Source organism: Geobacter sulfurreducens PCA (genome assembly GCF_000007985.2).
Classification (GTDB): Bacteria; Desulfobacterota; Desulfuromonadia; order Geobacterales; family Geobacteraceae; genus Geobacter; species Geobacter sulfurreducens.
Window position 1 is genome coordinate 2219928 of the sequence record NC_002939.5, and the last position, 24943, is coordinate 2244870.

Annotated in this window: 18 protein-coding genes and 1 riboswitch; all 18 genes read right to left on the bottom strand. The window is 58.5% G+C overall.

Annotated elements, in window-relative coordinates:
• Positions 1–33: 33 nt before the first annotated feature.
• The 18 genes from pilQ to GS_RS10275 all read right to left on the bottom strand — a co-directional run bounded on the left by pilQ (position 34) and on the right by GS_RS10275 (position 24912).
• Positions 34–2718 carry a type IV pilus secretin PilQ gene (gene pilQ, locus GS_RS10190; RefSeq protein WP_010942671.1) on the bottom strand — a complete coding sequence of 895 codons (2685 nt, stop codon included), beginning with the start codon at positions 2716–2718 and terminating at the stop codon, positions 34–36.
• Between the two features lie 10 nt (positions 2719–2728).
• The gene (locus GS_RS10195) at positions 2729–3277 is read right to left on the bottom strand and encodes a pilus assembly protein PilP (RefSeq protein ID WP_010942672.1); all 549 of its coding nucleotides are present in this window, start codon (positions 3275–3277) and stop codon (positions 2729–2731) included.
• The gene (locus GS_RS10200) at positions 3261–3857 is read right to left on the bottom strand and encodes a type 4a pilus biogenesis protein PilO (protein ID WP_010942673.1); all 597 of its coding nucleotides are present in this window, start codon (positions 3855–3857) and stop codon (positions 3261–3263) included. The genes GS_RS10195 and GS_RS10200 overlap by 17 nt, the downstream gene beginning before the upstream one ends.
• A gap of 37 nt (positions 3858–3894) precedes the next feature.
• Positions 3895–4470 carry a PilN domain-containing protein gene (locus tag GS_RS10205; RefSeq protein WP_010942674.1) on the bottom strand — a complete coding sequence of 192 codons (576 nt, stop codon included), beginning with the start codon at positions 4468–4470 and terminating at the stop codon, positions 3895–3897.
• A complete protein-coding gene (pilM, locus tag GS_RS10210; protein ID WP_010942675.1) occupies positions 4464–5519 on the bottom strand; it encodes a type IV pilus biogenesis protein PilM in 1056 nt (351 codons plus the stop codon). Before pilM ends, GS_RS10205 begins: the two co-directional genes overlap by 7 nt.
• Before the next feature lie 20 nt (positions 5520–5539).
• Entirely contained in the window at positions 5540–5740 is a 201-nt protein-coding gene (locus GS_RS10215; RefSeq protein ID WP_010942676.1) for a helix-turn-helix transcriptional regulator, read from the bottom strand.
• Between the two features lie 246 nt (positions 5741–5986).
• Positions 5987–6063: riboswitch (cyclic di-GMP riboswitch) on the bottom strand.
• A gap of 197 nt (positions 6064–6260) precedes the next feature.
• Positions 6261–6932, bottom strand: a complete 672-nt coding sequence (locus GS_RS10220) for a pilus assembly protein PilX (protein WP_235044867.1) — start codon at positions 6930–6932, stop codon at positions 6261–6263.
• Positions 6932–8113 (bottom strand): prepilin-type N-terminal cleavage/methylation domain-containing protein, encoded by a 1182-nt coding sequence (locus GS_RS10225; RefSeq protein ID WP_010942678.1) that lies wholly within the window; start codon positions 8111–8113, stop codon positions 6932–6934. The genes GS_RS10220 and GS_RS10225 overlap by 1 nt, the downstream gene beginning before the upstream one ends.
• Positions 8114–8121: 8 nt before the next feature.
• The gene (locus tag GS_RS10230; RefSeq protein ID WP_010942679.1) at positions 8122–8511 is read right to left on the bottom strand and encodes a prepilin-type N-terminal cleavage/methylation domain-containing protein; all 390 of its coding nucleotides are present in this window, start codon (positions 8509–8511) and stop codon (positions 8122–8124) included.
• Complete coding sequence (locus GS_RS10235; protein WP_010942680.1) at positions 8489–8974, bottom strand: prepilin-type N-terminal cleavage/methylation domain-containing protein; 486 nt, start codon at positions 8972–8974, stop codon at positions 8489–8491. The genes GS_RS10230 and GS_RS10235 overlap by 23 nt, the downstream gene beginning before the upstream one ends.
• A 1-nt stretch (position 8975) precedes the next feature.
• Positions 8976–14663 carry a pilus assembly protein gene (locus tag GS_RS10240; protein WP_010942681.1) on the bottom strand — a complete coding sequence of 1896 codons (5688 nt, stop codon included), beginning with the start codon at positions 14661–14663 and terminating at the stop codon, positions 8976–8978.
• A complete protein-coding gene (locus GS_RS10245) occupies positions 14660–14962 on the bottom strand; it encodes a pilus assembly protein PilL (RefSeq protein WP_010942682.1) in 303 nt (100 codons plus the stop codon). The genes GS_RS10240 and GS_RS10245 overlap by 4 nt, the downstream gene beginning before the upstream one ends.
• 187 nt (positions 14963–15149) lie before the next feature.
• Positions 15150–15740 (bottom strand): prepilin-type N-terminal cleavage/methylation domain-containing protein, encoded by a 591-nt coding sequence (locus GS_RS10250; RefSeq protein WP_235044868.1) that lies wholly within the window; start codon positions 15738–15740, stop codon positions 15150–15152.
• An 88-nt stretch (positions 15741–15828) separates the two neighbouring features.
• Positions 15829–17196, bottom strand: a complete 1368-nt coding sequence (locus GS_RS10255; RefSeq protein ID WP_010942684.1) for a sigma-54-dependent transcriptional regulator — start codon at positions 17194–17196, stop codon at positions 15829–15831.
• Positions 17197–17232: 36 nt separating this feature from the next.
• Entirely contained in the window at positions 17233–18807 is a 1575-nt protein-coding gene (locus GS_RS10260) for a sensor histidine kinase (RefSeq protein WP_010942685.1), read from the bottom strand.
• A gap of 12 nt (positions 18808–18819) precedes the next feature.
• A complete protein-coding gene (locus GS_RS10265; protein ID WP_010942686.1) occupies positions 18820–19599 on the bottom strand; it encodes a prepilin peptidase in 780 nt (259 codons plus the stop codon).
• A gap of 56 nt (positions 19600–19655) precedes the next feature.
• Entirely contained in the window at positions 19656–21944 is a 2289-nt protein-coding gene (locus GS_RS10270; RefSeq protein WP_010942687.1) for a putative bifunctional diguanylate cyclase/phosphodiesterase, read from the bottom strand.
• Positions 21945–22248: 304 nt separating this feature from the next.
• The gene (locus GS_RS10275; RefSeq protein WP_010942688.1) at positions 22249–24912 is read right to left on the bottom strand and encodes a valine--tRNA ligase; all 2664 of its coding nucleotides are present in this window, start codon (positions 24910–24912) and stop codon (positions 22249–22251) included.
• Positions 24913–24943 lie beyond the last annotated feature (31 nt).

Consider the following 24943-nt stretch of genomic DNA (forward strand, 5'->3'; position numbering starts at 1 on the left):
TTTGTTAAGTAGTATATATTGTATCTTGTTGTATCAGCTCACAATTTTTGGCGTTATGAAAATGAGTAATTCCGTTTTTGTCTTGTTCTTCGTGTTCGACTTGAATAGCCAGCCAAGGACCGGAATATCCATCAGGAATGGTACCCCTCTGTCTTCATCAGTATCGCTGTCTACATAGATACCGCCAATTACGGTGGTTTCACCGTTCTTGACCAACAGTTCGGTGGTTGCCTCCTTCTTGTTAATCGGAGGCGGAGACCCGGTGCCAGCTGAGTTGTTTGAGGCCTTAATCTTCATGGAAACGCTGCCGTCCGCTGTTATGTGAGGCGTTACTTCGAGTGTCAGCGCCGCCTCCACGAACTCGGTTTTGGTTCCTTCGGCTGATGTGGTTTGATACGGTATCGACTGACCTTGCGAAATTTTCGCCGCTTTGTTGTTAAGCGTAACAACCTTGGGCGTCGAGACGATCTTAACAAGGCCTGCAACGGCTGCTGCCGACAACCGCAGATCAACCTGCAAGCTCCCCATTTTGGCAAAGCTGATCCCAACAGCACCGCCGGATGATGTTGCCGCAGGGAAGCCGCTGGCCGGCGGCGGCGTTACGATCCCGCCGAATCCGGCATCAACGCTTCTGATAATATCAGCGCCGGAATCGTTGCTGTGTATGCCCCACTGGACCCCTAGATCACGAGTGAAGGTGGAGGTTGCTTCCACAATGCGCGCTTCGATGAGCACCTGCTTTTCAGGCAGATCAAGGTTCTTGAGCAGGATGCGCATTTCAGCCAGGGCCGGCTCGATATCCTTCACGATTACCCGGTTGGTCCGCGCATCCTGGCTGATGGTCCCCCGCTCGCTCTTGACGGCGTTGAACTGGGACACGATATCCCCCACCGCCGCAAAGTTGATGTCAAAGACCTCTGTCTTCAGCTCCATGCCCCGTTCCTTGGCCCGCTTGAGCGCCTGCTCCTCGTCAGCCAGGGTCTGGATCTTGGATTTGGGACGAATCTGTACGATATTGCCGTCCCGCTGCATCCCCAGCCCCTTGTTCTCCAGAATGACATCAAGGGCCTGGTCCCAGGGAACGTTGACCAGTTTAAGGCTGATGGTGCCGGTAACGTCGTCGCCCACGAGGAAGTTGAGATTGCTGACCTCCGCAATCAGCTGGAATATCTTGCGGATGTCGGCATCGGAAAATTCAAGCGTCACGCGGCGCCCGGTATACGCCTTCTTCGTTCCACCCGACTGGGCGACACCGGCAAGCGGGTCGGTCTCCCTGGAGGGTTCCTTCTGCCGGACAGCGGCCTGATCCATGCCATCCTGAAGCGTGGGGGAGGCAGGCACATCCGCGACCGGGGGCTCAAAACCTTCTGGGTTCCGGACGCTCACCTGCAGCAGGTCCCCATCCCGCCTGACATCGTAGGATGCGGGCTGGCGGAGTTGCACTTGGATCTTTACGTCACTGCGCCCCTTCGTCTTCACCTGGTAGGGGGTAACCTTCTGAACGACACTGGCAAAAGCGCCCGTATCGAGATGACGCTGAAGCTTCTTGGGAAGGATGCAGTTTCTAAGCGTTACGCTGAAGCCGTCGGCGGATTTGACCGGTTTGTCGTTGGCACAGGCGCCGGTGACGGCAACAGTGATACGTGAGGTCCCGTCAAGTACTTTGAACTCAATGGCATCAACCGCGGGTGTTAAGCCCTTTGCCGGCTCGGCGGACTTCACCGCTTCCGGCTGCCGTGCCTGGGATGCCGAGGCGGACGGCTGCGGAGGGGCGGCAGCACGAGGTACGTCAACAACCTTGTCAGCCGGGGCAACAATCAGGCCAGCTGCACCTTTAGTTACATTGAGAGGAGAGAGGGTCCCCCCCGCAGCATCGAGAACAATCCTGACCTTATCGGGATAAGCACCAATGCGGGCCATCCCTACACCGAGGGCATTCAGGGGAATAGCCTTGGAATTGATGCCGAGCCTGGCGTCCGAGATATCCACCACCAGCCGGTCGGGCTTGGCAAGGCGGAAGAACTTGAAGTCCTTGATCTCCCCGCTCGTTTCGATCACCAGGTAACCATTCTGCGCTTCGATGGCCTTGATGACCGGGGGGCCGGTCTGCGGAGCAACAACCGGAGCGATCGGAGCCTGAGGCTCCACGGCAACGGGAGCCGGAGCTACTGCCGGGGCTGCAGCGACTGCTACCGGGGCACCCGTAGAGCTCTCGCCGGCCTGGCCGGCAGCCGGTGCGGCTTCAACGGCAACGGAGGCGGCGGGCGCGACAGGACGAGCCACGGCAAGGACAAGCATTCCTTTGTCACTGGCGTCGATGGTCGCATTCGCCTCGGTGTCGCGTGTGAAATATACCTCCACACGGGTCATGGCCGTGGCACCCTCACCGTACCGCACGGTCTCGATACGCCGGATGGTATCGGAGTTCACGTCCATCGGCGACGCAATGGCGCCCGGTTCGGTGCGGGCCAGATCGATGACCGCCTTGGGCGGATCTGCCGTTTTGTAGAACGTGTAGGCCAGGGGACGGTCGGCCGACAGTACGACACGGGCACCCTCACCTGTTTCCGCCACCTTGATCTCACGCAGGACGCCCCCCTTGGCCTGCTCGACCATGGCGTCGCCCTTCACGCTGGAGTGAACGTCGGCGCATCCGCAGAACACAGCCAGCAGTGACATCAGGACGAGTTTCCGGGAGAATGTCGTCTGGATTCTCATGGGGGACTCCTTACTGTTTCTTCGCCAGAGAAAGCTTGACCGTCCGCTTTCTCACCTTGCCGAAGTCATCGGTATATCGCTCGTTCACTTCCAGATACGAAGGTGCGATTTTGGTAATCACACCGTTATTGGCGCCGATACTCATGCCCTCTTTCACCACGTAGCCCTTGCCAGCCGGATCAACGATGAGCGCCTTGCTTTCCTTGAGGCCGACGATAATGCCCGAAATCCTGAACTGTTCCACGTTGTAGCTCTGGATCGGCAACAGGCCGGCGGACGATCCCCGCACGGCACGGGTTTTCTCGGGAGCCTTGGCCTGAAGGAAGGGCTTGAACGGGTCGCGGCGGTTGGCGAAATCGTACTGAGACAGACCCGCCACAGGGGCAATAGCGGCTGAGGTGGCTCGGCCCTGGACCGGAGGCTGTGCCTTGGGCGCAGGAGATGCCTTTTGAGGAGGTGGTGGAGGGGAAGGCGCCTGCTCCTTCTTTCCGCAGCCGGCCGAGACAAAGGTGAGAGCCACCAAAACGGCAAGAATCGGTATGCTATTTCTTCTTGTCATCCTTGGTCTCTTTCTTTTCGATGAAGCGGAAGGTCGTGGCCAGACAGTTGACCTTGACAGTGGTCTTGCCACCCACGGGCTTGATGTCAGTGAACGATACGTTTGTAATGTTGACGATCCTCGGCAGGTTACCGACGGCGGTAAAGAAATTCGCCACTCCGTAGAACGATCCCGATACAGAGATATCGACCGGCACTTCGGCATAGAAGTCCTTGGGCACTTCACCCTTGGGCCTGAAGAGGAGAAAATCGAGACCGGCTCCTTTGCCTACGCTGGTAATCCCCGTGAGCAGCGAGGGGATCTCCTTCTGGTTGGGCAACTCGGTTAGGGCGTTCTCCAGATCCTTCTGCAGTTGCTGATACTCCTTTTTCAGCTTGGGCAGGTTGTTGGCGATCCGGGTCTTTTCCTGGACCTCGGTCTGGAGTTTTTCAAGCTTTCCGCGCAGTGCCGTAAGCTCCTTCTGGCGGGGGGCATACAGGCCCCAATACAGGGCTGCCCCTTCAACCACAAGAATCGCCGCAAGGAGAGCTAGCTTCTGTTTATTGGGGAGCTTGAGCAGTTTTTCTATTCTCGCGTCCATGGGGAGTCCTTGAGAATTTTTTCCGGGGCCAATGGCCTTACTTTTTCTTTGCCGGCGCGGGCTCTTCTTTTTTCAGAGCCTTTATGACACAGGTGAGCTCGAACCGTTTCGCCTTCACACCGCCGATTTCGGTCTGCTCGGAGACGATCAACTCAACATTTGTGTAGTCTTCAGTTTGTTGGAGATTACGCATAAAGGCGGCGATCAGATCCTCGTCCACTGCGACACCGCCGATACTGACGTTCGGACCGTTCTCAGAATATTTGGTGAGCCAGAGCTTCTCCGGCGTCGCATCACTGAGCGTAGCGAGACGGCGCACGGGGCCGGTCTTTTCCTTGCGCAGCTGGGTAAGCACATTAAGCTTCTTGGTAACATCATCCTTCAGCTTTTTGATATTTTCGAGCTCGCCGATTTTCCCCTTGAGCCGTTGCAACTCGCTTTCCGCACCGGAGATGTCGTTCTTGGTCGCCTTGATCTTTGCCTGGGCGTAGCCGAACAGGCCGACGCCGATACCGAGAACCACCAGCACCGATACGAGCAGAATCGCCATCTGCTGCCTGGCTGTTTCCTTCTTTTTGGACGATCTGACCGGAAGCAGGTTGATCCTTACCATTTGTCACCCACCCTCCTCGTGGCCAGCCCCACGGCAACCGTCACGAGCGGCCCGATCTCCCGAAGGTACTCGGGATCGAACTCTTTCTCGCTGCAGGTGATTTTCGTAAGTGGGTCCAGCATCTCAACCGGAACGCCCAGCTTGTTCTGCACGGTTTCAGCAAGCATGGCGGTCTTGGCTGCGCCTCCACTCAGGTATACCCTGGCGATTCGCCCTTCGCCCGCGGTTGTGTTGTAAAAATCGAGCGAACGGCGCATCTCCACGGCAAGGGTTTCGTTAACGCGGGCGATGACATCCTTCAGCTTGGCCTTGTCGGGGTACTCGCCGGTGATCTTTACCTGCTCGGCTTCTTCGCTGCTCAAGGCGAACTGCTTCTGGATCTCCTCAGTGAAGAGATTTCCGCCCACCTGTACATCCCGGGTAAAGAGGGAGCTCCCTCCCCTGACGATATTGAGGTTCAGAATACTTGCGCCGACATTGATAAGCGCCACAACCTCTTCGGGATCGGTTTCGTAGTTGAGTTCGAAGGCGTTCTGGACGGCAAAGGAATCCACATCGACGATCACGAGTTTGAGACCTGTCTCGGCAAACACATTGACGTAATCGTTGATGATTTCCTTCTTGCTCGCCACGAGAAGGACATTCATGCGGGACGGGTCGTCCTCGTCGGGCTCCAGAATCTGGAAGTCAATGTTCACATCGTTGATATCGAAGGGGATGTACTGCTCCGCTTCCCACTGGATCTGGTCTTCCAGTTCTTCCGGGGTCATGGCCGGGAGCTTGATCTTGCGGATGATGACCGTGTTCCCGGAAATGGAGCACGCCACATCCTTGACCTTGACGGAGAGCCCCTTCATGAGCCCCTTGACCGCCTCGATCACGGATGAACTATCCATGAGAGTGTTATCGACAATGGCCTCGGGAGGCAGGGGCTGGATGCCGATATTGACCAGCTGCCATCCCCCCTTCTGCTCCTTGAGCTGAACGAGCTTCACGGAGCTGGAGCCGATATCGATGCCGACGATTTCTTTCTTTTTGGAGAAAAGCATACGCCCCATCCCGTCCGAGATCAGTCGATAAACACCGCGTCCTTTTCGGACAATGAAAAACCAAGAGCAAGCAGAATCTTTCTCTTGGTTTCCATGCGGCACTCCTCGCCGCGCTCGATTCTCTCTATGGTTGCCGGGGAGACGCCCGCGAGCCGTGCCAGTTCGGCCTTGCTCATGAGCCGTTCTTCCCTGATCTTCTTCACGTTGTTTCGGTATTTCATTGCATTGTCCCGAAAAATTGTATGATTCAACGCGAAATCTACCGGAATTGAATCTAAAGTCAAGTAATTAGTTACACTTGAAACAAATTGAAATCTTTTATGCGAAATTGACATCAATAGTGTATCTATCGGCGGAACAACAGGAAAACTTGAGGATAATTTCACGGTGGTCATGCGTCGCTGCCTCGCTCCGGCATCGGACCCGGGCAAAAGAAAAGCCGGGGCCGACTATCACGGTGGTGATATTTCGGCAACCCGGCTGTCTCGGTGAGACCCTGTAGGCTTTCCGCCCCATCCTCACGGATGGTTTAGTATTATCGATATCGATCAGTATTCGGTTGTGGCGTGCTGCTTGGCAGTTAGCAGCAAAAATGACGCCAGCTTCGTTAGCACAAGATACTTAACGGCGTACGCCGTCATTTCGTGCCGTTACACTCCGCATCGAGCCCTCTCCCTGTCCCAGGTTCGTCACAAGGTCGAATTTTTGGCAGCAGCGGTGACGTAAACCGGCACTGGATCGTCAATAGGCATAGAGCACCGAGATGGCGGCCTTCTCGTTCGGGTTGCTCTCGCGCTCGCCCTCGATTTCCACCGTGTACAGATAAGGGTTAACGGTTCCCGGCCCCTGGATGCCAGAGTCAGAACCTGCCGTAACACCGCCGGTGAAGAGGTTGAGGTTCGAGGTATTGGTGATCCCCTGGCGGGTATCGATGATTTTGGCGTTGACCTTGAATTCTGGTTTATCACCCGTGTCCTTGAGGACAAAAGACATGTCAGGAAAAATCTTGGGATTTTCCGTGCGCTGCTCATCGGCACAACTGGTCCACTGATCCGTGGAGAGAGACAGTTTCTGACGCAAGCAGTCCGACTCGTCGGAGACCTTGAGATCCACGGCGCCAAGGCGTGTTTCAATAGTGGTTATGTCGGTCTGGAAGGAGGCCAAGGTCGGAGAATCGACAGCGGTCCTGACGAGCTCCGGAAGGAGATCCCGCATGGTGAGATCCAACCCGCCGTAGGTGGCTTCAAGGCTGTTCTGGTAGCGTTTCTGGGCCGACGAAAGCCTGGTCCCCTGGGTGACAAGGTAGAGGACCACCATGATAATGACCAGCGACATGAGGGTAAGCATAAGTGCCGTGACCAGCGCCACCCCCCGTTCGTTGCGGAGAAGTCCCATGGAACACCGTCCGTTCATCAGTAGTTTCCCAGGTTCTTGGGAAGGACTATGAAGGAATAGACCTTCCAGCGGTAATTCCGCCAGTTGTTTATGGTGGCGAGGTCGAATTCCCTGCCAAAGGGCGTTGTGCCGATTATATAGCCCACCATCACCTTCTGCTGGGGATAGCTGAAACCCGGGTCCCGCGCCCCCTCATGGGCCAGAACAAATACCTCGATTTCCTTGAGCTGTCGGCGAACATCAGTCAGCTCAGACGGGCTTTCGAGATCGTTCTGATGGAGATCCACGGAACCGTCTCCATTCGTGTCGAGGCCGAAGACCACCTGAAAATCAGCCACACAATCAAGCAGAGGCATCTTGATTAACTCGCCGTCGTCCTGGCGGACAACGGCCTTGTAGAGAACCCCCACCTTGCTGTCGTCGGCACAACGCATGGCGATATTGGCCGGACGCTCCACGAAGAAATCGGCGCGGTTGAACGGCATCCGCACGCTGGAGGCAGTATCCAGCCCGTAGATGAAAAAGAAGGGGGACTTGCTCGCCATGGGGTAGTTATCGGGGGAAAAGTGGCGCAGATGTTTCGTATTTCCGATAGCTGCTGAATAATTGGCAAAAAATTCGCTGCCATTGACAACCAGCTCCCTGCCGGCGGCACTGGGATCATCGGCCTGGAAGCGGGGATTGATGACCACGACGCTGTCCGAGCTGGCAAACTGCGACAACGGGTTATCGGACTGCCAGGGACGCGCACTGCCTGTTCCCATGTGGGACGATTTGCCCGAGGCATCGTTGCGGGCCGCCATGGCGGACTTGACGACCAGGTAGTCAGTGCCGTTCAGCCCGGCGTCGTCGCCGATGCGCAAAGGCCAGGGAACGCCCGAGGGAGCATCGTTATAACCGGCGGCCGTTGCATCCTCGGCCTCTTCGTAGGTGATGGCACTCTGGAACGACCAGGGAAGCGCATAGCCGGCATGCTCGATATCGTAGCGCAGGGTTTCGAGTCCGGCGACCTCCATGATCTGCCCCTCGGCCAGCCGGGACTGCTTGCCCGAATGGGTGAGCAGCGTATTGAAGGCGCTCCCGGCCAAGGCCATGACTCCCACAAAAACGGCCATGACCACGATCAGCTCAACCAGGGAGAATCCCCGGTCGTCCCGCGCCCTTCGAGTAACTGTATTGGATTCGGTCTGCGTCCTCATGTGGGCCCCTACTGTGGATTGCTGATTATCGTCGAGACGCGGTGCTGGTACGTGGTCCCCCGATAATCCCATTCTACCGTCACGACGAGCTCTGTGCTGCGTCCTCCAAGATCGGAGAGGCTTCTCTTCACCGTATACTCCTTTGTGAATGCTCTCAGGTTACGATTGACCTTCAAGGTCGTTTCACCGGTAAGATTATCAAACGTCAGCCGCCGCATGCCATATACGGTTGACTCCCCAACCCGCACCGCTTCGTCCCGCAACGAATTGCGCAGATTGTGCTCCATGGAGACGTTCACCGCCTGGAGCAGCCCCAGCAGGCCCACCAGGATGATGACCGTCGCGACGAGAACCTCTATCAGGGTAAATCCTTTATCACCGGGGCCGGCAGTTCGCACTGGCGCACTCTCCTCCTGGGTTGATCTTTTGTCCCAAATCGATTCGGGTCTGACTGACGATGACACAGTCCACGATCGTTGCGCCGCTGGAGGCAAGGCAGACGGTCCGGGCGGATGACAGCGGCGTAAACCCGCGCGTATCAAAAGTTATGATGTTGTCATGGCTCCAGGTCACGGGGGTTTTGAGTGTTTTTGTCTGGGTTACCGTCCCCGTAGCGTCGAAGGCGCTTGAGTAGTTTCTGATTACATACTGGCTGGACCCAAGGGTTATTTGGTACTGGCGCTTGCTGTGGAGCGCATCCAGCTTGGCAGAGGCGAAGTCTGCGTACATTGTCTTCATCTGGGCTTCCGCATTGTATTTCCGCGACCAATTACCGTAATCGAGGGTACCGATGGCGATAAGTATCCCGATGATCCCGATGATGACAACCAGTTCAACCAGAGAGAAGCCGCCCTGTCTCATATCACTTCTCCCTGATGTGGATGATACGCTTCTGAGGCTTGATGTTGGCATTGGTGACGATGGTCGGCTTGTTGCGCGGCGGCACCCCTTGCCGCTCGGCCGTCTTCCGGTTCAGCCTCTGGGTGAACGAGCTGCCGAGATCGATCTGTTCAAAGCTTCCCGTGGATGACTGGATGATCGCCTCACCGATGAGCTGTGATGGAGCCAGGTAACCGCCGGTGCTGTAGTTGACCCCCCAGAGGGCCAGGTCGCCGCCGAATTTGCAGACATCGGCCGCCGGCTTGAACGAGGTGAAGAAGATGGCGCCGTTGGGGGCCGCCACGGGGTCGGTGATGACCCTTTCGGCTCCGGCGCTGCCACTCGCCTCATCGAGCAGGACGTACCAGCCTGGGGCAGTGCCCATGCCCTGAATGCTGTCGGTCTGGTTCACCAGGTCGGTCGCCAAAACGGTCGGTGTGTTGCAGGTTGTCTTCATCTTGTTGTTCAGGTCATAGCAGGGGTCCTTGATGCCGTACAGTGCCCGTCGGCCCGCAGCGTCGTCCAGATCGCTGCCGGCCTTGTAGTAGTAGCGGCCGGAGCCGAAGAAGAGCCAGTGATTCTTGTGAGTGGTATCCTGCAACTGGGCCACGGCACTCGTCACGGGGCCGATATCATCGACCAGAGTTGCCCACCACCACTGGGCCGGATCGATATTTTCCTTGGTGAAGAGCCTCAGGACGCCTCCCTTGGTCCAGGTTCCGGTCGTGGTATCCTTGCGGACGTAACCGAGATAGACGGCATCGTCGTTATATTTTCCTGTTGTACCTGCACTCCGGTCGGTATCCAGTGTCCCGCCGGAAAGGGAACCGGCAAAGGCATTCTGGATGCCGGTATCGATGGTCCGGAGGAGTGCACCGGTCTTGAGGTCGAGAATGAACAGCTTCAGGGTCTGGGTGGATCGCCCCAGGAACTGATGGGTCTGGGTATTGATGGGACCGGTGGGACCGGAGGCCAGCACCGCGAACCAGCGGCCGTTAGTTTCCCCTCCGATCCGCACGATGGCCGGCCCCACGGTGGAGTAACCGAGGTCGGCAGACGCGAATTCCCACATGAGGGATGGCGAGGTAGGCGTGGTCACGTCCAGGGCGAAGTAGGATGAGTAGCCCACATTGGCGATGGGGGTCTTCACGCAGTCGGTGCTGGCGGAACAGGCATCGGTGGTGTTGCGCGAAGCTCCTCCCAAGCCCATGGCCCCGAGCAAAACCGTGCGCCAACTCGTTTTGTCCAGATCCAGTTCTTTGGTGGTACTATCAGTGCCGGCCTGGTAGACCGTTTGCTTTGTGCAGAGCCAGTATGCTGCGTCAGTGCAGCCAGTCCCCTCGGTCACCTCGATCGATACATCATTAAGGCTCGGGGAGGCATCCACGTAGTAGAGGTGATCGTACTCGGGATCTGCGAGGTATTTCAGGTACGGTAATGCATTGCGCGGGATATAGGTCCACATCTCCTTGCCGAAGTCACTGCCGGTGATGAACGAGGTTACGTCTTTCGTGGTGCCGGCCTTCAGAACGCCCAGGTTGAAGGCGTGAAGCATGCCGTCATTTGCCCCCACATAGCCCATGCCACGGGTCTTGTACTCATTGGAATCCAAGTAGCGCTGATAGCTTGAATCTTTGTAACCAACCGGCGGGGGCAGGTGATAGCCGTTGAGCCGGGCATTGGACTGCAGGCGCGGAGTGGAGGATATGATGTCGCCGAGGCGCCAGACCCCGGTGGAACCGCCGATGGTGACGGTCCGGTTGCGGTAGCCGCTCTGCTCGGTGCCACGGATGTAGTTGATGATCTTATCCTCTTCAGTGGCGTCTGCGGCCTGGAGATTTGCCTTGAACAGATCCTTCCCGGCGGTGGTGAATACCGTGAGCTGGTCCTTGCTGGCGGCATCCCGGTAGCTGGTGTAAATGGTTCTGGGAGACGTGGAGAGATTGCGTGACCAGAGCAGGCTGCCGGCTTTCCAGAGGGCATTTACCTGCTCGGGTTCGATGGTGTTCACATAACTGTCGCCGCTGCCGTTGCCGTCGACGTCAAGGCTGCGGTCGATCTTGGTCTTGTTGTCATTGGTATCGAACCGGAAATCGAGGACATAGTCGGTCTTGAGCTTCAGCCTGAGGTCCTGGTCGGTGTCCTCGCGAATGCTATTGGTGTTGAGGAACGGATCGATGTAGTACCAGAACGCCTGGAGTTCGCCGGTCCAGGCCAATTCCGTCTCCGCAAAGTTCTTGCGGGGGTAGAATATGGCCTGGAGCAGCGTGGCGCCGTTGTTGTCGTTGTTGCTCAGGATGGAGGCGGCCGTACCGGATGAAACGCGGTTAAGAATATCAGTGAGGGCCTTCTGGAGCTGCTGCTCCAGTTTCAGGGGGTTTACCACCAGGAAATAGTTGTCGGGTTCGCCGTCGCCGTCCTTGTCCCATTCACTGGCGAGATCGGGCTTCTTGTTGTTATTGGCATCGATGAACCCGCCCCATTTGGCGGCATACCAGAGAGGACTCTTGAGCGTGCCGGTCGGGTTGCCCGAAATGGTGAACGTCTTCGACCAGTTGAGGGGAAGACCCGCAACGGTGGCGGGGGTGTCGCTGTCCGCAGACGATACGTCGCGATCACGAACGGGGAGATAGACGCCGTCTTCAGTGGTGCCGGAGATGACGAAGCCCATCACTTGGTCGATGCTGCCGGCCGCATAGTCGGAGTTGAGCTTGATCTGGATGTTGGAGCCCAGTGAGCCGCTGCAGGCGCCAAGCCCTTGGTCGATGGCGGATTGGGTACAGACCTCATAGGTGACGATGGCGTCCATATCGTGGTCCGCGCCCTGCTCCACGTCTTCGTAGTTGATACGGTACTTGGCGTAGATGACGTTTTTGTCGTTGTCATACTTGAGAGAGTCGATATAGAAATCCACAATCTGGTTGGAGGGGCAGTACGCCGTTGACGAGCAATTGGAAATGTGCAGGCCGTCTTCGTCCGCCGTGAGGGTGCACTTCTGGGCGCACGAGGCATTGATACCGTGGCTTCCGCTGACCGATTTACCAACCGGCAGGATCGACACGTGACTGTTGCCGGCTTTGATCTTGAGATCGGCCACCGGGGATGACAGGGCAACGACAAAAGTTGAAACGTCCGGCTTGCCGGTCTTCTCCTTCATCAAGGTCAGGCCGTAATAAGCCAGGGCTGCCGAGTAGAACGATCCCCGCTTGGTGGGCTCCTCGGGGCACATGCCGCGTAACAGGCTCAGCTTGGTAACGCTTTTGGAGCTGCAGACAAAATCCGTGGTTGATCCGTTTTCGCCGACAAACCAGCTATCGCCGATGATTCCCTCGGAGGTGCCGATGGTGTCGGCCAGCTTGTTGAGCAGCGACACGCCATCGGCGCCCGCAACGCCGAGGCCGAGTTGGGGCGATGCGGCATCTTCGCTGAAGTATGTACCGTCAGTCTTTTTGAAGGAGCTGCCGGGAATCTGATCCGAGTCGTAACTGGGGTTGATGTCGCTCAGAATCAGCATGAACGGCTTGGCGCACGGGGGATAGATGTCATAAAGCTGATACGTTGTGCTCCCCTTGCTGTACCCCCAACTGGGCTTGGACAGCGAAAGCCCCGAATCCGCAGGCGTCGTATAGGTGAACTCGGTTGTAGGCGCCCCTTTGCCGGCAAAGTAGCGGAGGCTCTCGTACATCATTTCGGCAATGGGGTTGCCCCACATGCGGCATTCCCCCTCGTTCAGGGGCCGGTCGGTGATCCAGCCGCAGGAACCACCGCTTGCGTCCTGGTAGGACTGGTCCGTGTACCGGAAGCCGATGGTCTTGAGCCGGTCCAGGGTGATCATGATGTTGCCCTGGACATTCTCTGAGGTCTGGAAGATGCCGTTGTTGGCGTTGGTCTCGTCCAGGATGCTGCCGATGTTCTTGCGCAGGACGCCGCCGCTCAGGTTCTTGGTATAGGAGTCGGTGAACATGCCGAAATACATGGGGGACTTATAGATGCAAAGTCCCTCGCCCGCGCCGCAGTCACTGTCGCTGGTACAGCTTTTGGCCAGTGTACGGGAACAGACCTTGGCCCCCTCCCCCTCGCCGAACTTCTGCAGAAGCCCCACCGGCTTGAAGGTGCCCGCGTAGTCCTTGCAGTTCGTCTCCCGGCCGCTTGCCAGGTCATCCTTCTTGCCGGTCGGCCGATTGTCGGGCGAGACGGACTTGCAGACTTCCACCTGGACCGTGTAGTCGGTGGGGGCACCGAGGGACGAATCGCAAACGGGGCGTTCCTTGGAAACCCACTCCCAGATCCGGTTCTCCTTATTCCCAAGGAAGCGCAGGATCGGGGTACCACCGTCGGAGAGAGTCGTGCTGCAGAAAAGATGCTGCTTCGGAGTAGTCCCGACTTTTGGTTTGCCGGTCTCAATGAAGGAGCGGTCCTTGAGCGTGCACTCGGCCCCGGCGGGAATGGTCGGAGCCCGCAGCGTGAGGGTTGAGCTGCCGAAAAGCACCCACGGATCGCTCGATTGGGTTTTACTGGGCTTCTTGTACCACACCTTGACGCCGTCCTGGCCAGACTTCTCGGAGTGGCGGGCGATAAGCCGCCAATAACCGGTAGTGTTGAGATTGATGGTGCCTGAGTTCGTCTGACAGTTGCAGGCCGAATTGCAGCCGTAACGGGATGCCACTATGGTGCTGGCGTCGCCGGCAGGGTTGATGATTTCGAGTTCGACGCCATCGTCGCCATCAATGGCAAACATCCAGTTCCCCTTGTCCGACTTGGAAACACTGAATTCCGCCAGTGCCAGATAATTGAACTGATCGCCATGATCCGCAGCGGGGTTGAGAATGGCATCACCAAAGGTGGCGACATAGACCGGGAAGCCGGCAACCAGGTTGGCTGGCTCATATGAACTGATGAGATCGGTGGAATCACTCCCGCACGAGAAGTTGGAGTGGGTATATTTGGCAACGAGGATTTTACCGGTTGTATCCCATTTGATGCTGGACGTAAAGGAACAGGCCGTACCGGTATCTGAGGCGGTGATACCGATCAGGTTGACCGACTTGTCAACGCAGGTATAGCCCGTATCGCAGTCAGAATCGAACTGGCACATATCCGTATAGTTGGTGCCGTTTGAGCAGAGCCTGCCAGTGACTTCCTTGCCCCAGCTGTGGGCATCCTGGGGAACGTAGACACGCTCGAGATAGGTGGCGGTATTGCTGTCAGCCGAGCGCTGGCCGCCGAACAGCACTTTTTTGAGCACATCCATCCGGGACATGGTCAGCCAGTTGAGGATGTTGCCGCTCCACTGGCCCGAGGAGCAGAACTTGTCGGCCGTCGTGGAGACGGGGGTGTACTTGTCGTTGGAGCCTGACCCGCCCGAGTGGGTGTAGCACTTGTAGGGATCGAAATAGCCGTAGTAATCGATGGAATGCTTGTAGGTGGTGTCGAGGCGCCCGTCGTCATCCAGGTCATTGGCGTCGTTGTAGGCCTCGTAATAGAGCTTGTGCTCCCTGCCCACCTCGAACATGACGAGAGGGGGAACGCTTTGGCTCACAAAGGGGGGCTGAATGCAGTAATCGTTCATGGTTGCGGCTGCAGCGCCATCGCCTCCCGCAGCCAACAGAAGAGTCAACAGCGCAGCCAGGCCGGCCGGCCTCGCGCAACCGAGCACAGACGACTGTCTCATCTTTTCCACCTCTCGATGATGATCTCATTTACCAGGTTGCCCATGGCACGCACGGTGACGGAATTGCCGACGCTGATGTAGCTGCGGCTGGCCCGCTCTTCGAAATAGGCGCCATTGCGCTTATCCTGGACAACGATTTTTGCCTTCGGTGCAATGGTGAAAACCTTATCATCGATTTTGATCGTGTCGCCGGAAATGCCCAAAACCGTCCCGTTCATGTACGTATGATGGGTGAGCGCCGTGGTTTCGGATGTCCAGAAGAGCAGCACGACCGCGCAAAGTGTCAACCAGAGCTTCATAATAGTTCCTCCGCCGATGCTTAACGGACTGTCTGCAGTGTTTTAGCAATTTTCACGCCATAATCTCTCAGCAATATCAGTAAAGAAACAATGTGAATTCAATCTGTTTCCCCTGATCCATTCGCAAGAAAAAAGAAAAGCTATGCAACATTTGCATAGCTTTCATGTTCCCGACACACGATTTATGTCACTTCTTTACCCAGCGTGTTCCGTCCCACCGGTGCAGGGTGCAGGAGAAATCCGACGCATTGAAGACCATCGCCATAGCGCTGCCGGACGTGGCGGACTGGATATAGATACTGCCGGCTTTACCGACAAGACCCTCATCGCTGGCGAACCTGTTGTCCTTGAATGCAATGCCGTCATCTGTTTCGGCAAGCTTTGGGACAGGCCCCCGGTCTCCATAACCGAAGCTGAGGCCGCCTCCTTTGCTGGAGAGGCTGAGCTCCCTGACAAACTGCTCATCCCCGGTTTCCCACTTACCATCAGCCCCTTTACCGGAATACAGAGCCGCCCGCCCGTTGGCGGAATCAAACGCAATGGCGCACTCCTTGTCCTGGATGCTCAGCAGTTTGGCATCCTTGAACAGATCCTTGAGTTCCCAGACCGCGGCCTTGAGGCAGTAGTCGGCGTACAGACTGCTGAACGCAGGCACGGCAATGACGCTCAGGACACAGATGATTGCCACCACCACGAGCAGTTCGAGCAGCGTAAAACCTCCCGTCCCCCTGCCCCCCCTCCCTGGGGACAGAATGGTGCAGGTCATCATCCCGCTCATCCCGGTCACCTCCCTGTGACGATAAAAGGGCTCCGCAATAATTGCACAGCCCTTTTGCATTTACAATATTTTATTAAATAATTTTACTTTAATCGATGCCGAATTCCTTGAGCTTGTAGAGCAACGCCCGATGGCTGATTTCCAGCAAACGCGCGGCATGGGTCCTGTTCCCGCCGGTTTTGGCCAGGGCTCTGCGGATGAATTCCCGCTCAAGGCACTCTTCGGCCCGCTTGATGGAAAGGGTATCCTCGGGCAGGTGGAACCCCGCCGCCGATGCGGCCGAGTCTCCCCGCACAACATCGGGCAGGCTTCCGGCATCGAGGATTTCTCCGTCGCTGAGAATGAACGCGCGCTCAATGCAGTTTTCAAGTTCTCGCACATTGCCGGGCCAGCCATAGGCAGCAAGCAGCTTCATGGCCTCCGGCGACACGACCATTCCGGACCGGCCGAAAGACTCACCGTACTTGTGCAGGAAGTGGTTCACGAGTAGAGGGATGTCTTCCAACCGCTCCCTCAGGGGAGGCAGGGTAATGGCGAACACATTGAGGCGGAAAAAAAGGTCCTCGCGAAAACGCCCCTCCGCGGCATCCCGGGCCAGATCCCGAGAGGTGGCGGAAATGATCCGGACATCGACGCGCTGGGCTTTGGATCCGCCCACTCGCCGGACCTCACCCTCCTGCAGTACGCGCAAAAGCTTCACCTGGAGCGCCGGGGGCATTTCACCGATCTCGTCGAGAAAAAGCGTCCCGCCGTTGGCCTCCTCGAAAAGCCCGGCGCGGTCCGACGAGGCATCGGTAAAGGCGCCGCGAACGTGACCGAACAGTTCCGACTCCAGAAGGCTTTCGGGAATTGCGCCGCAGTTGACCGCCACAAAGGGTCCGTCACTGCGGCTGCCGTTATGGTGGATGGCCCGCGCCACCAGCTCCTTGCCGGTTCCCGACTCGCCGAGGATGAGAACGGTGGTCCGCACGTCGCACACCTTGCGGATAAGGTTGAAGATCTCGCGCATGCGCGGGTTACGGCTTACAATGCTGCCGAACGCATACTCTCGCCCCACCACTTCCCGCAACCGGCGGTTTTCATTTTTAAGTCGCTCGCGCTCCTCCGCCTTCCTGAGGACCAGCAGGATCTCGTCGTTTTTAAACGGTTTCGAAACGTAATCGTAGGCCCCTTCCTTCATGCAGGCGATGGCGGCATCCACGGTACCATAGGCGGACATCATGATAACGGTGCCGGGGAGTTCGGCCTTCTGAAAGGTCCGCAGAAACCCGACACCATCCATGATCGGCATCCGGATGTCACAGAGGATAAAGTCGTAGGCAGCAGCGGATGCCTGGGCCAGGGCCGCTTCGCCATCGGCGGCCTCCACCGCCTCGTAGCCCTGCTTGCGGAGCATGGCGCACAGCATGTGCCTCATGTTTTCTTCGTCGTCGACGACCAGTATCCGCTTTTTCATCTCATACCCCTCGCCCATAACCCATTGTATTTCATTTCATTTCGAGACTGGAAGCCATATCTCGAACCGCGATCCTTCGCCCACCGCACTTTCGACCGTCATTCTCCCGCCAAGAGAATCAACTATCCTGGCCGAGATGGATAGCCCCAGTCCGGTCCCCCTGCCCGGCTCCTTGGTGGTAAAAAAGGGGTCGAAGATCCTCTCCAGGTGCTCGGGCGCGATTCCCGACCCGGTGTCGGTCACGGCAATCCGGATACACGGCACCTCGCTCCCGTCCCCGGCAAACGGTGTGCGGAACACACCGCCGAAGTCATCCTTGCGCCGGCCGGCCATAACAGACCAGCGACCGCTGTCTGGAAGCCCTGCCGGCGGCATGAACGCTCCGGTCGATACGGCGACATCCAGGCGGCCACCGTCGGGCATGGCGTCACGGGCATTGATCAGCAGGTTGATCAAAACCTGTTGGAGCTGATGCGGATCGGTCACGGCCACAGCACTCCCCTCGCCAGCCCCGATGTGCACCTGAACCCGTTTGAGGGCTCCCTGCCGGCTTACCATCTCCACAGTTTCAGCCACCAGGGCGACCACGTCAACCTCTTCGGCGGCAAGGGGCACGGGGCGGGCATAATCGAGCAGGTCGTGAACGATCCGGTCGATCCGTTCGGTCTCATGCTGAATTCGACGGAGATAGTCGGCCCTTTCCGGATCAAGGGATTCATCATCCCGCAAGAGTGATACGTACCCCATGATGGCTGCCAGCGGGGTGCCGATCTCGTGGGCCGTCCCAGCGGCCAGCATTCCCACCGACGCCATTTTTTCGGATCTGAGGGTTTCTTCGCGGGCCTCCTTGAGCTCCCGGTTGGCCCGCTCCAGCGAGGTCACGTGGCGCACCGCTTCTTCATCCTTGACCCGCAGGGCGTCCACCATCTGGTTGAATGAATCGGCCAGTTCGGCTATCTCACGGCTCCCCGGAACCGCGGCCTTATGGTGATAGTCGCCGGCGCCGATCCGCTCCGTTGCGGCCAGAAGCTTGCGCATGGGGATGATGATGAAGCGGGAAAGCAGCAGTGACCCCACCGCCAGAAGGAGAAGGAAATCGAGGGCGAAGTAGGCGAGGAACAGGTGACGCGAATGGGCGAGCATCTGCCGCTCCCCCGCCAGGGAAAGGACGAGCCTGGCCGCGCCAACGGTCGCCCCCTCACGGATGATTGGGGCATAGCGAATGAGGACGCCCTCCCCCGCAGGGAGCCAGACCGATTCGGCGCCGTCGCGAAGACAGGCCGCCAGACGCTCGTCAGCGGGTGAACCGGCACCCAGAGCGAACACCGGTGCTCCGTCACCCCGCACAACGGCCAGGGCCGTGAATTCCGGTTCTCCCGCCAGCTGGCGGGCAAGTACGCCGGCCGCCGAAGAACCTATCCCGTCCAGCGACGGGGGAACCAGCGCGGTGAAAGACGCGAGCAGGATACGCGCCTTGTCGCTTTTCTGGCGAAGGAGGTCGCTTTCGGCGGTCTTGAACGAGATCAGGCTCAGGAGAAACCAGGTAAGAACCAGGAGGAACGTAAGGGAAGAGAGGATCAGGAAGCTGAGACTGAAGCGCAGACGCCTCACGGGTGCACCTCGCTACCGGGCGCCGATGCTCAGGTACCAGAGAATGATCGCCTTGCCGAAAAAGATGTAGAGAAGTGCCCCCAGCGCCAGGAACGGGCCGAACGGGATGGCAAGCTTGCTATCTTTTTTCTGGAGCATCATGAGTGTGAGCCCGATGACCGAGCCCACCAGAGAGCTGGCAAAGATGATGAACGGCACCGCCCGCCAGCCGAGAAAGGCCCCCATCATGGCAAGAAGCTTGATGTCACCTCCGCCCATTCCCTCCTTGCCCGTCAGCCGCTCGTAGAGCCAGGCAACCAGCAGGAGGCTCCCTCCCCCCGCCGCGATGCCGATGAGGGAATTGAGCCAGCCGAGCCAGGGCAGAAAGAACGACAGGACAAATCCAAGAACGATTCCCGGGAGGCTGATGACATCGGGGATGATCTGATGGTCGAGGTCAATGAAGGAGATCGCCACCAGGGCGGAGCAGAATACGAAGAGGGCCGCAAAGGTCAGGGTCGGCCCGAACTTGAGGAACAGGGCGAGGCAGAGCAAGCCGTTGATAAGTTCAACCAGGGGATAGCGAGCCGAGATCTTTGCCCTGCAGGCGCGGCATGCTCCGCGCAGGATGAGCCAGCTCAGAATAGGGATGTTGTCCCAGGGACGAATCCGCGTCCCGCAGGAGGTGCAGCGGGAAGGAGGAAACACGACCGACTCACCCGTTGGCAGCCTATAAATGCAGACGTTCAGGAATGAGCCGACCACTGCCCCGAGGACAAAGGAAAAAAGATAGAACACTATCGGTAGCGTCATAAATTAACCGTTAAGACGGCCAGCCCGGCCCTTGTCGCCCTGCTTTCGCCCGCCCGTCAGCACCAGGTTCCGAAACCGAGGTAGGCGCCCGCGGCCCGGCCGAAGACCGGCGCGAACTGCTCCGCCGGCGCGGGGCGGCTGAAGAGGTGTCCCTGCATGTGGGTGCACTGCAGCGCTCGCAGCACTTCCAGTTGCTCCACGGTTTCAACACCTTCGGCAACCACTTTCAGATTGAGCCCCTTTGCCATGGTGATCACCGCGCTGGTAATTGCCTCGTCGTCAGGGTTCGTTGTGATGTCGCGAATGAACGAACGGTCGATCTTCAGGGCATGGATCGGAAACTTTTTCAGATAGTGCAGGGATGAATATCCAGTACCGAAATCATCAATGGCGATATGGATTCCCATTCGCTCCAGCACGCGGAAGGTGGCCAAGGTGCTTTCGGTGCCGTCCATCATGATGCTCTCCGTCACTTCCAGCACGAGCCACCGGGGGGCGAGCCCCGAATCGGAGAGTGCCCGCTCCACCACATCCACCAGATTCCCCTGTTGGAGCTGGCGGGGAGAAATGTTAACCGCCACCTGCATTGGTGGGTAGCCGGCCTTTTGCCACTCCCGGTTCTGGCGGCACGCGGTCCTCAACACCCATTCGCCCAGGGGAACGATGAGCCCCGTTTCTTCCGCGAGGGGGATGAAGCGCGCCGGCGGCACGAGCCCCATGGTGGGGTGCTGCCAGCGGACCAGGGCCTCCATGCACGAGATTTGCCCGTCCTCAACGTTGACCTTGGGCTGATAGTAGAGCACCAGCTCTTCCCGCTCAAGCCCCTTGCGCAGGTTGTTTTCAAGAGAAAGCCGCTCGAATGCCTTGCTGTTCATCTCAGGGGTGTAGAGCTGGCAGTTGTTCCGCCCCTGCTCTTTGGCCCGATACATGGCAAAATCGGCGTTCTTCACCAAGGCGTCGCTCGTGCGGCCATCGTAGGGAAACACGCTGATGCCGATGCTCGTGGTGATGAACAACTCGTGCCCATCAATGACGAAGGGGGTCCGCAGGCTGTCGATAATCTTCTGGGCCACTTTCAGGGCATCTTTCACGTCGGAAATGACCGACAGATTGATGATGAATTCGTCGCCCCCCTGCCGGGCCACGGTGTCGCCGTCGCGGCGACAGACCCCCTTGAGGCGCTTGGCCACCTGCATGAGGAGCTTGTCTCCCACCGCATGCCCGAGGGTATCGTTGATCAGCTTGAACCGGTCCAGATCGAGAAACAACACTGACAGAAGGCGCTTGTTCCGCTGTGCCAGGGCAAGGGACTGGCGGAGCCGGTCGTTGAAGAGCCTGCGGTTGGGCAGTCCGGTAAGCGAGTCATAGTACGCCATCTGCCGGATGGTTTCCTCGGCCTGGCGACGATCAGTGATATCGCGGAACGCCTCGATGATCCCGATGGCTACGCCGTCGCTGCCGAGCAGCGGAGACGTCATAACCTCCACCACGCGCTTGTCCCCGCTCCGGTCGCGATGCTCCTGGGTGGCAATAACCGGACGCTTCGCCGTCCGTACATCGAGCAGGGGGCACTGCATCCCCTCCTCCCTGACGCAGGGGGTATCGCGATGGTGAATAAGTCGATGGCAGGCCTCGTCACTGCCGACGTCGGATATCTGGAAAAAGTCGCGAGCCGCCCGGTTCGTCATGATGACACGGCGATCGAGCCCGACCACCACCATGGGCTCGGCCACACCGTCAACCACGGAATTGAGGAAGACATTGGTTTCGGCCAGCTTCTGCTCGGCCCTGGTGCGCTCATCGTTTTCCTCTTCGAGCATGGCGGCGTGGTGCCGCAGATCGACCATGAGGCGAACGGTGCGCAGTACCATGGATGCGGTATGGGCATACTGCTGAAGAAGCTGCTCGTCGATCTGGTCGAACGGATTGCCAACCCGGAACGCGGACAGACAGGCCGTAACCCTGCCTTCTTCCAGGACGGGGACCAGAACCGCCGCATCCATGTCCATCACCTGCAAGAGTTCGCAGGAGTCAGTGCGGGAGGATATCTGGTCGATCCGCAGGGGAGTACCGCAGGCGGCCACTGATGCGCACAGATTCCCGCTCTTCATGGGGACTGCCAGCCCTTTCACCATGGCATTCCAGCCCCCGGACGCGGCCATGTAGGTCAGGGTACCGGCCTGCATATCGATGGTGGTGAAGACGGCGGTACCGGCCCCCACGATGTCGCAGACACCGTCGCAGAGGGCTGTGTAGAGTTCGTTCGACTCACCAATGGTCAGCAGTCGCCTGATCCAGAGATCCAGCTTGAACAGGCCATCATTATATCGCTTGAGATTCGCCATAGGTCCCGGAAGATTATCCTGACTTTGCTCTGTGGATTACGTGCACTCTGCCGTAACCATAAACATTCATTAAATGCAAAATTCCATCCAAAAACAGACAGACGACAAAGAAAGAAACAAATAATCCGTGACATCGACATGTTTGCAACGGCCATTGGGTAACCGGTACCGCGACCTCCACGAAATTATTGACAACGCATGTCACCATCTTGACCCGCGCCGGCAACTGCCACATGCGGTGAAAAGGCGCCTCATGAAAAACGCCGCCGGTCATCTGCGGACCCGGCGGCGTTATAGCGGAGATTCAGGCCAGTTTTCGTATTTTTTCGAGGCTTGCCAGGAGAACATCCTTCTTCTGCGTCACCTCGGCCAGCTTTTCCCGCTCCTTGGCCACCACGTCCGCCGGCGCCCGCTCCACAAAGGAGGGGTTCTCAAGCTTGCGGCCGAACATCTCGATCTCCTTGTCGAGCTTGCCAATCTCCTTCAGGAGACGCTTCTCTTCCTCCTCAACGTTGACGAGGCCTTTGAGAGGAACCGCGATCTCCACGTCTCCAGCCACCTGGATCGCTGCGTCGGCAGGCCGTTCGAGCTGCTGCCCGATGGCCAGATCGGAAAGGCGAGCGAGACTCATGACGTAGACCTCGTTGCGTTTGAGCAGGTGCAGGCTCTCGGCGGAACCGCAGGAAAGGATGGCGGCTATCTCCCGTGACGGAGCCACATCCATCTCGCCCCGAATGTTCCGGATGCCGCGGATCACCTCCATGACCAGTTCCATCTCTGCCGCACCGTCGGGGAAATCACGCTCGGGCACGGAACGCGGATAGCCGGCCACCATGATGCTCGGCGCGGGACGCGCGCCCGGCAGCGTTTGCCATATCTCTTCGGTAATGAAAGGCATGAAGGGATGCAGCAGCCGCAGGAGGTTTTCCAGCACGAGCCAAAGGACATACCGCGCCGTCTCCTTGCGTGCATCGTCGCCCCGGTAGAGATCGTCCTTTGCCAGCTCAATGTACCAGTCGCAGAATTCGCTCCAGGTGAACCGGTAGAGGGTCCCTGCCGCATCGTTGAAGCGGTATGCCTCCAGCGCCTCGGCGGTTTCGGCGGCGGCAGAGTTGAGCCGGTGCAGGATCCAGCGATCCGCATTGGACAGGTCGAGTGTTGCCGGGTCCACCGTATCGGGCTCGAATCCCTCCAGGTTCATGAGAGCGAACCGGGAGGCGTTCCAGATCTTGTTCACGAAATTCCGGTAGCCGGCAATCCGCTCCTCGGCCAGCTTGATGTCGCGCCCCTGGGCGGCAAAGGCCGCCAGGGTGAACCGGAAGGCGTCGGTGCCGTACTGGTCAATGACCACCAGGGGATCAATGACATTTCCCTTCGACTTGCTCATCTTCTGGCCCTGGGCATCGCGCACCAAGGCATGGATGTACACGTCGCTGAAGGGCACCTCGTTCATAAAGTGGAGCCCCATCATCATCATCCGCGCCACCCAGAAGAAGAGAATGTCGAAACCCGTCACCAGACATGAGGTGGGATAGAACGCCGCAAGTTCCGGCGTCCGGTCAGGCCAGCCCATGGTCGAAAAGGGCCACAGGGCAGAGGAGAACCAGGTGTCGAGTACGTCGGTTTCCTGACGGATCTCGTCGCTGCCGCACGCGGCGCAGACTGTCGGATCAATTTTGGCCACCGTGGTTTCGCCGCAGTGGTCGCAATACCAGGCCGGAATCCGGTGTCCCCACCAGATCTGGCGCGAGATGCACCAGTCCTTGATATTCTCCATCCAGTCGTAATAGGTGTTCTCCCACTGCTGGGGAACGATCCGGGTCCGCCCGTCCTTCACCGCGGCAAGAGCCCGTTCGGCCAGGGGACCGACCTTCACGTACCACTGGAGGGACAGGTACGGCTCCACCACCGTCTTGCAGCGGTAGCAGCCACCGACCGCGTGGGCGTGATCGTCGATCTTCTCCAGAAGTCCCAGCGCTTCCAGGTCTTCCACCACCCTCTTTCTGGCAGCGAAACGCTCCATCCCCTCGTACTGGTGCCCGGCCGAGTTCACCACGGCCGATTCGTCGAATACATTGAGCAGATCCAGGTTGTGACGGCGCCCCACCTCGAAGTCGTTGAAATCGTGGGCAGGGGTGATCTTCACCACGCCGGTACCAAACTCCCGGTCCACGTACCCGTCGGCCACTACCGGGATCTCCCGGTTCACGAGGGGGAGCAGCACCTTTTTGCCGACAAGGTCGGCATAGCGCTCGTCTTCGGGGTGAACCGCCACGGCGGTATCGCCGAGCATGGTTTCGGGACGGGTCGTGGCCACCACCACGAAGCGGCCGGGCTCGCCAACCACGGGATAGCGGATGTGCCAGAGATTCCCCGCCTTGTCCTCGTGCTCCACCTCGATGTCAGACAGGGCCGTGTGGCAGCGGGGACACCAGTTGATGAGACGGTTGTCCCGGTAGATCAGCCCTTCTTCGTAGAGACGGACAAAAACCTCGCGCACGGCGCGGGAAAGCCCTTCGTCCATAGTGAAGCGCTCGCGCCCCCAGTCGCAGGATGCGCCGAGCCGCTTCAACTGGCCGATGATCTGGCCGCCGGACTCGGCCTTCCATTTCCAGACCCGTTCGATGAATGCCTCGCGCCCCAGTTCGTGACGGCTCGTCCCCTCGCCCGCCAACTGGCGTTCCACCACGTTCTGGGTAGCGATGCCCGCATGGTCGGTGCCGGGCATCCAGAGAACCTCGTAGCCGTTCATCCGCTTCCAGCGGCAGAGGATGTCCTGGAGCGTATTGTTCAGGGCGTGCCCCATATGAAGGGCGCCGGTGACGTTGGGCGGCGGGATGACGATGCTGTAGGAGGGCTTGCCGCTGTCCGGGTTTGCCCGGAAATAGCCTTCCTGCTCCCAGGTTTCATACCATTTCCGTTCAACGGCCGTGGGCTCGTAAACCTTTGCCAGCTCTTTTTCTGCCATTCGATTAACCTCTTCTTTTTTCAAAATAAAA

Bases quoted from the DNA above. Each gene is read 5' to 3' on its own strand.
- GS_RS10270 (WP_010942687.1), bottom strand. From the start codon at position 21,944: ATGGCGAATCTCAAGCGATATAATGATGGCCTGTTCAAGCTGGATCTC.
- GS_RS10195 (WP_010942672.1), bottom strand. From the start codon at position 3,277: ATGACAAGAAGAAATAGCATACCGATTCTTGCCGTTTTGGTGGCTCTC.
- GS_RS10255 (WP_010942684.1), bottom strand. From the start codon at position 17,196: ATGAAAAAGCGGATACTGGTCGTCGACGACGAAGAAAACATGAGGCAC.
- GS_RS10240 (WP_010942681.1), bottom strand. From the start codon at position 14,663: ATGAGACAGTCGTCTGTGCTCGGTTGCGCGAGGCCGGCCGGCCTGGCT.
- GS_RS10220 (WP_235044867.1), bottom strand. From the start codon at position 6,932: ATGAACGGACGGTGTTCCATGGGACTTCTCCGCAACGAACGGGGGGTG.
- GS_RS10245 (WP_010942682.1), bottom strand. From the start codon at position 14,962: ATGAAGCTCTGGTTGACACTTTGCGCGGTCGTGCTGCTCTTCTGGACA.
- pilQ (WP_010942671.1), bottom strand. From the start codon at position 2,718: ATGAGAATCCAGACGACATTCTCCCGGAAACTCGTCCTGATGTCACTG.
- GS_RS10225 (WP_010942678.1), bottom strand. From the start codon at position 8,113: ATGAGGACGCAGACCGAATCCAATACAGTTACTCGAAGGGCGCGGGAC.
- pilM (WP_010942675.1), bottom strand. From the start codon at position 5,519: ATGCTTTTCTCCAAAAAGAAAGAAATCGTCGGCATCGATATCGGCTCC.
- GS_RS10200 (WP_010942673.1), bottom strand. From the start codon at position 3,857: ATGGACGCGAGAATAGAAAAACTGCTCAAGCTCCCCAATAAACAGAAG.
- GS_RS10275 (WP_010942688.1), bottom strand. From the start codon at position 24,912: ATGGCAGAAAAAGAGCTGGCAAAGGTTTACGAGCCCACGGCCGTTGAA.
- GS_RS10205 (WP_010942674.1), bottom strand. From the start codon at position 4,470: ATGGTAAGGATCAACCTGCTTCCGGTCAGATCGTCCAAAAAGAAGGAA.
- GS_RS10265 (WP_010942686.1), bottom strand. From the start codon at position 19,599: ATGACGCTACCGATAGTGTTCTATCTTTTTTCCTTTGTCCTCGGGGCA.
- GS_RS10215 (WP_010942676.1), bottom strand. From the start codon at position 5,740: ATGAAATACCGAAACAACGTGAAGAAGATCAGGGAAGAACGGCTCATG.
- GS_RS10235 (WP_010942680.1), bottom strand. From the start codon at position 8,974: ATGAGACAGGGCGGCTTCTCTCTGGTTGAACTGGTTGTCATCATCGGG.
- GS_RS10250 (WP_235044868.1), bottom strand. From the start codon at position 15,740: ATGAGCGGGATGATGACCTGCACCATTCTGTCCCCAGGGAGGGGGGGC.